This is a genomic window from bacterium, from assembly GCA_030655055.1.
Taxonomy (GTDB): domain Bacteria; phylum Edwardsbacteria; class AC1; order AC1; family EtOH8; genus UBA5202.
In genome coordinates this window covers 1-5,230 of the sequence record JAURWH010000009.1, presented here as the reverse complement: position 1 = coordinate 5,230, position 5,230 = coordinate 1, and the positions used below count along the sequence as shown (strand labels likewise).

Annotated in this window: 7 protein-coding genes; all 7 read left to right on the top strand. The window is 53.6% G+C overall.

Annotated elements, in window-relative coordinates:
- Positions 1 to 199: malonyl CoA-acyl carrier protein transacylase (locus Q7U71_00215; protein ID MDO9390184.1), on the top strand; the 199-nt coding region annotated here is incomplete at its 5' end.
- A gap of 44 nt (positions 200 to 243) precedes the next feature.
- Complete coding sequence (locus Q7U71_00210) at positions 244 to 1,287, top strand: hypothetical protein (GenBank protein ID MDO9390183.1); 1,044 nt, start codon at positions 244 to 246, stop codon at positions 1,285 to 1,287.
- 2 nt (positions 1,288 to 1,289) lie between these two features.
- Positions 1,290 to 2,030 carry a 3-oxoacyl-[acyl-carrier-protein] reductase gene (fabG, locus tag Q7U71_00205; protein MDO9390182.1) on the top strand — a complete coding sequence of 247 codons (741 nt, stop codon included), beginning with the start codon at positions 1,290 to 1,292 and terminating at the stop codon, positions 2,028 to 2,030.
- 228 nt (positions 2,031 to 2,258) lie between these two features.
- The gene (locus tag Q7U71_00200; protein MDO9390181.1) at positions 2,259 to 2,507 is read left to right on the top strand and encodes an acyl carrier protein; all 249 of its coding nucleotides are present in this window, start codon (positions 2,259 to 2,261) and stop codon (positions 2,505 to 2,507) included.
- Between the two features lie 88 nt (positions 2,508 to 2,595).
- Positions 2,596 to 3,840 (top strand): beta-ketoacyl-ACP synthase II, encoded by a 1,245-nt coding sequence (fabF, locus tag Q7U71_00195; GenBank protein ID MDO9390180.1) that lies wholly within the window; start codon positions 2,596 to 2,598, stop codon positions 3,838 to 3,840.
- Between the two features lie 96 nt (positions 3,841 to 3,936).
- Complete coding sequence (gene rnc, locus Q7U71_00190; protein MDO9390179.1) at positions 3,937 to 4,674, top strand: ribonuclease III; 738 nt, start codon at positions 3,937 to 3,939, stop codon at positions 4,672 to 4,674.
- A gap of 72 nt (positions 4,675 to 4,746) precedes the next feature.
- The coding region (locus Q7U71_00185; GenBank protein MDO9390178.1) for an acyl-CoA dehydrogenase family protein at positions 4,747 to 5,230 on the top strand (484 nt) is incomplete at its 3' end.

The following is a 5,230-nucleotide window of genomic DNA, read 5'->3' as shown; positions in this document are numbered from 1 at the left end:
AGAACAGGTAAAAAAGCCGGTGCGCTGGGAGGAGTCGGTAAAGAAGATGGCCTCGCTGGGAGTGACCACCATGGTGGAATGCGGCCCGGGCCGGGTGCTGAAGGGGCTGATCAAGCGGATCGCGCCGGAGATCAATGTGCTGAACGTGGAGGATAGCAAGACCCTGGCGGAGACGCTGGAAGCACTTAAAAAGGTCTGAAAGGCTCTAAAGGAATAAACGTAATAAATGTTTGAGGTTGCAGTATGAAACAGCATGTGTTTCTATGTATTCTGATGGTTGGCCTGGCTTTTTATGGTTGCAGTAAAGACAGCGTTCCAACCGAAACGCCTCTGGATACTGCCACAAGCACCATAATATCGGGAACAGTAAAAGATTCTTCAGGCAATCCAATAGACAGTGCAGCTATAAAAGTAAAATACTATTTTTCTGCCGTTTCAAAACAAAACGCAAAAACAGACCCTTGCAGTTTGGTGAGTTTTACTGCGATAAGAACTTCAAGTGGTGTGCAACTTCGATGGGTAACAGATAGTGAATGGGATACATATGAGTGGGAAATAAGAAGATCAATTCAAATAGATAGTAATTATGCCACTATTGCTAAAATTCCTGCCGTCGGAGTAAATCCGTATGGGTATACTTACACGTATGTTGACAGTAGTTCACTTGTAGCCAATCAATCATACTACTATATGCTGAGTGTGATTGATAGAACTGGGCATAGATATGATTATAGTATTATACAAATAGGCCCGTTACCTACATACAATGATGTTTTTAATTCTGCATCCCCTTGTCCATTTAGTGGAAGCACAGCTTTTGTTTACTCTTTAGCCTGTAGCAGTCAGGTTTTGCTGGCAATAAAGCAAAAAGACCAAACAGTTAGAACACTTGTAAACCAATTATTTGTGACTGGTTTACATTCGGTAATGTGGGACGGAAAAGACGATTATAGCGCGTCTTTGGCTTCGGGTTATTTTACCTCTGAATTAACTTTTGCCCGGCACGATTCAACCTTCAGATATTCAAAGCCTGTTTTTATAAACATTGTTGACAGTGCTTCTTCCCGGGTCAATTCCTACTCCGATGCTCAAGGCGCTTTTACTATTAGCGACCTACCGATTGATTCGGTATTCAATATGACTGATGCTATGGGAACCGATCTGGGCAATGTCAAGGTCTGCGACAGTGTCACTGTTTACGCGGTAAAAAATGGTTATACTGCTAACAAGGTTACATTTGTACTGGGTAAAAACACCACCAGCATGATAGACTTTATTTTAAGGTAAAAATGATTTTAGAAAACAGAAACGCCATTGTCACCGGTTCGGCCCAGGGCATAGGCAAATCCATAGCCCTGGCGCTGGCCAAGGCCGGGGCCAACATCGTGGTCAGCGACGTCAATCTGGAAGAGGCTGAGAAGACTGCCAGGGAGATCGAGGCCCTGGGCCGGAAGGCCATCGCAGTCAAGTGCAATGTGGCCGATGCCGCTGAGGTCACAGACCTCGTAAAGCAAACGCAAGAGACATTTGACACTATTGACATTCTGATAAACAATGCCGGGGTCACCCGCGACAACCTGATGATGCGGATGGAGGAGAAGGACTGGGACCTGGTGCTGGACGTCAATCTTAAGGGCGCTTTCCTGCTGACCAAGGCCGTCACCCGGATCATGATGAAGCAGCGCTACGGCCGGATAGTCAACATGTCATCGGTCATCGGTGTGATGGGCAACGCCGGGCAGTCCAACTACGCGGCCAGCAAGGGCGGACTGATAGCCTTCACCAAGTCCACCGCCAAGGAATTCGCCTCGCGCAACATCACCTGCAACGCCATCGCCCCGGGCTTCATCGAGACCGCCATGACCGCCAAGCTGACGGACGAGGTGAAGGAGAACTACAAGAAGGGCATTCCGCTGGGCCGGATGGGCAGCGTGGACGACGTGGCCAACGCGGTGCTGTTCCTGGTCTCCGAGCAGTCGACCTATATCACCGGCCAGGTGCTGCAGGTGGACGGCGGATTGGTGATGTGACCCTTCGATTCCCCACGAAAAGGCACGAAACGACTAAAATGTCATCCCGAGATTTCTCTCATGCCGGACTATTTGAGGGATGGCCTGTTCACCCTTCGATTTGCAAGGCAAGGAGCAACGCCACTTCGACAAGCTTAGTGCAACGCTCAGGGTGACAAAGTGAAAAGAAATTAAGCATATCAAATATACCAACAATTAAATAAACTACTTGAAAAGGAGGTGAAACAAATGGCAATAATTGATGATGTCAAGAAGATCGTCATCGACCGGTTGGGCGTGGACGCTTCGCAGGTGACCATGGAGGCCTCGTTCATCGAGGATCTGGGCGCCGATTCACTGGACACCGTGGAACTGGTGATGGCCCTGGAAGAGAAATTCGGGATGGAGATCCCGGACGACGAAGCCGAAAAGCTTACCAAGGTAGGCGTGGCGGTGGAATATATCGAAAAGAAGATGGCCGAGAAGGCCGGGAAATAAATACCCTGATCCCAAGCAGAAACAGGAGAGGCGCTTTTTAAAGCAGGCGCCTCTCCATACCAAAAACAACAACGGCAGATAGAAAAAGATTATGAAACGAAGGGTTGTCATCACCGGGATGGGGGTCATATCCCCCGTGGGAAACAGTCTGGATGAATTTTGGAAAAGTCTGACCGAGGGCCGGAACGGGATTGGGCAGATCACCCGGTTCGACGTATCAAAATATAGCGCGCGGATCGCCGGCGAGGTCAAGAACTTTGACCCGTCCCAGTTCATAGACCGCAAGGAACTGCGCCGGATGGACCGCTACACCCATTACGCCATGGCGGCCGCCAAGATGGCCGTCGAGGATTCAGGGCTGAAGATCGAAGGGGAACTGGCCGAGCGCACCGGAGTGATCATCGGCTCCGGCATCGGCGGCACCGAGACCTGGGAGGAGCAGCACACCAAGCTGATCCAGTCCGGGCCGGACCGGATCTCGCCGTTCTTCGTGCCCATGATGATCAGCGACATGGCAGCCGGGCAGGTCTCCATTGCCTTCGGGGCCAAGGGCCCCAACTTTGCCACGGTCTCGGCCTGCGCCTCGGGCGGCCATGCCATCGGCGAAGCGATGAAGAGCATCCAGACCGGCGACAGCGACGCCATGATCTGCGGCGGGTCCGAAGCCCCGATCACCCCGCTGGCACTGGCCGGCTTCTGCGCCCTTAGGGCCCTGTCCCTGCGGAACGACGATCCGGAACACGCCTCAAGACCCTTTGACAAGGACCGCGACGGCTTTGTGATGGGCGAGGGCGCCGGGATACTGATCCTGGAGGAACTGGAGCACGCCAAGGCCCGAGGGGCCAAGATATACGCCGAACTGGTTGGCTACGGCGCCAGCGGAGATGCCAATCATATGACGGCACCGGCCCCCGGAGGAGAGGGAGCGGCCCGGGCCATGAAAATGGCGCTGAGGACCGGCGACCTGAAGCCGGAGGAGGTTGATTACATCAACGCCCACGGTACTTCCACCGACATGAACGATAAATATGAGACCGCGGCCATCAAGACGGTGTTCGGCGAACATGCCAGGAAACTGGCTGTTTCCTCGACCAAATCCATGACCGGACATCTTTTGGGCGCAGCCGGCGGGGCGGAGGCCATCGCCACGGTGCTGACCATCAAGCACGGGATCATACATCCCACCGTAAATTACACCACTCCGGATCCGGAATGCGATCTGGATTACGTGCCCAATAAGGCCCGGACGGCCAAGGTCAGGGCGGCGCTTTCCAATTCATTCGGTTTCGGCGGACATAATGTTTGCCTGGCATTTAAAGAATACGTTTCTTAATGTATTGCAGCATAATGCAGATGCCGGATCAAGCGTTGCTTTGATCTTATTTGTCGTTGAAAAGTCAAACTTTATAAAATCAATCCGGGTATCCAATTGTTTAAAAAGCTATTCGGCGCCGGGGACCAAAAACTCTCCCCGGAACGCCAGCAGGCCCTGGATAAGATCCGGCAGAGGCTGGGGTGGAAGATAAGGAACCGGGACTATTATCTCCAGGCCCTTAAACACCGTTCGGCCGCCGGACGCCACATCGATTCCAACGAACGGCTGGAGCTTTTGGGCGATTCGGTGCTGGGACTTTTGGTCTGCGAATACCTTTACACCAGCCGGCCCAAGGACGACGAGGGCCAGCTGACCGAGGTCCGGTCACTGGTGGTCAGCAAGAAGATACTGGCCAAGCTGGCCAAGGAACTGGGGGTGGGGGAACTGCTGGAGATGTCACGGGAGGAGGTTTCTTCCGGCGGGCGCTACAAGGACTCCATCCTCTGCGACGCCATGGAATCGCTGATCGCGGCCTATTACCTGGATTCCGGCCTTAATGCGGTCAGGATATTCCTGCAAAAGACACTGTTCTGGCAGATCATCCATCTTTCCAACAACGAGGCCTACAAGAATTTCAAGGGCCTGCTCCAGGAATACATGCAGTCCCGGCGGGATGACCGCCCCGTCCGGTACACCCTGAAATCGGACGCCGGCCCCGAGCACCACCGCACCTTTGAGGTGGAGTTGAAGATCTCCCGCAAGCGCTACGGGCTGGCCCGGGCCGGCACCAAGAAGGAAGCCGAGCAGCTGGCGGCCCAGCAGACCCTGGAAAAACTGAAAACGGAAACATAATAAAGCCAAATATCCTTTGGCCACAAAAAGCACATAAGGCACAATAATTAAAGGAAATCAGAAACCGCTATGATGAATTATTACCTGACCGAAGAACAGATGATGATCAAGGACCTCTGCCACAAGATAGGGGTGGAGAAGATCAAGCCGGTGCGCGAGCATTACGACGAGACCGGTGAATTCCCCTGGGACATAATCAAGCTGCTGGCCGAGGCCGACATCTGCGGGGTCTATATCCCGGCGGCCTACGGCGGCCTGGGCGGCGGGGTGATGGAGATGGTGATCGCCACCGAGGAGCTGTCACGCTTCTGCGGGGGGATATCGCTGTCCTTTGCCGCCACCGGGCTGGGAACCTTCCCCATCATCCTGTTCGGCACCGAGGAGCAGAAGAAGAAATACCTTCCGGACATCGCCAGCGGCAAGAAACTGGGGGCCTTTGGCCTGACCGAGGCCAACGCCGGGTCGGACGCCGGCGGCATCCAGACCACCGCGGTCAAGGACGGAGACTATTTTGTATTGAACGGAACCAAGCAGTGGATCACCAACGGCGGCGAGG